The following is a 1427-nucleotide window of genomic DNA, read 5'->3' as shown; positions in this document are numbered from 1 at the left end:
TCAAGGTTGTCCGGGATCGCGGGTCGGGCCTGAAGGAGAACCGGCCCGGGTTGAACCGGGTGCTGGCGATGGTGTCGGACGGTTCGGTGACCGTGGTGCGGGTGACGCATGAGGACCGTCTGGCCCGGTTCGGAGTGGGCTGGCTCAAGCGACTGTTCACCGTGTACGGCGTCACCGTGGAGGTGCTGCACCCGAAGAAGCTCGGTGGCCGGGATGAACTCCTTGAGGATTTCGTTTCCCTGGTCACCACGTTCGCCGGGCGCCTGTACGGGATGCGCAGTGCGGAAAACCGCAGGCGACTGCTGGCCGAGTCCGGCCAGTGCAGCGGTGAAGGCAGGGTGGTGTGAGCCGGAAGCTGCCGCTGGCCGACGGCGAGACCTCCCGCACCGCGTGCGCCCGCGCCCTGATCCGGTCAGGCGTGGATGAGGAGACCGGTGAACTCCTCACCGCCGCCGCTGTGGCCGAGCGCGTCGGCTGGTGCACCGGACTGGTTGCCGACATGACCGGCGCGCTGCTGGCCGGGCACTGGAACAGCACGGACGTGGACTTGTTGGCCTCCGGCCAGGATGCCGGGGGCCGGAAGCTGCCGTCGAACGCGTGGATGGCGTTGCGTCGCCTGGGCTGGACCACCGTCGCGCCCAGGGGCGTGAAGGTCAACGACCGGATCGTGCGCATGGCCCAAGAGCAGGCCGGGCGTGCGCTGCGGTCGGCCAAGTGGCGGGCCGATCTGTCCGCTGGAGTGCTGGCCGCGTGGCCCGCTGATCCGGCAAAGCGAACCCCGCCCGAGTGGGACCGGGTGCGGGCCGCGATACCAGGAGGCGAGCACCTGCCGTCCAGCATCATCCGCTCCCGCACCCGCCAGATCGTCTCTTTCGAGCGGAAGAACGGCCGTCTTCCGGCCGACGTGTTCGAGCTGGAACCGGCGCCCGGTGTCGCCAGGATGCTGCTGCTCGCCGCATGCGACGGGCAGCAGGCCACGATCGAACGCTCCGACGACGGGCAGCGAGCACTCCTGCGGCTCCAGCTCCCCACCCGCCCCGACCCGCAGGCATACAAGGACTGGACCTGGGTCGCCTGCCCCATCACCCTGCCACCGACGATCCCGGCGAACGCGGTGATCCACCTGCCCACCCTGCGCCTTGCGGGCGGCAGGGTCCGCGCCGACCTCGCCTACACCCACCCCGTCCCCAAGGCCCAGCGCACCGGCCACACGGTGGCGCTCGGCGTGGACTGGGGCCTGAACACCCTCCTGGGCGCGGGCGCCGTCCGGCTGCACGAGACCGGGACGATCACCGCGCTGGGGGCCGGTGCCCAGTTCCGGGCCGCAGGGGTGCTGGCCAAGCAGTACCGGCTGCGCCGCACCTTTGAGCGCCTGCACGCCAAGATGGACCACTACACCCGGCTCGCCGACCCCGCCCTGGACCGCA

At 71.1% G+C, this 1427-nt stretch carries 2 protein-coding genes; both read left to right on the top strand.

Annotated features, from left to right (window positions below; translation table 11 throughout):
* Positions 1 to 347, top strand: a 347-nt coding sequence (locus PV419_RS52780; RefSeq protein ID WP_319701230.1) for a recombinase family protein, incomplete at its 5' end; no start/stop codon positions are given.
* On the top strand, positions 344 to 1427 hold a 1084-nt coding region (locus PV419_RS52775; RefSeq protein ID WP_319701229.1), incomplete at its 3' end, for a transposase. The genes PV419_RS52780 and PV419_RS52775, both read left to right, overlap by 4 nt.

This window comes from Streptomyces sp. ME19-01-6, assembly GCF_033793745.1.
Classification (GTDB): domain Bacteria; phylum Actinomycetota; class Actinomycetes; order Streptomycetales; family Streptomycetaceae; genus Streptomyces.
This window is presented reverse-complemented; position numbering and strand designations above follow the sequence as displayed.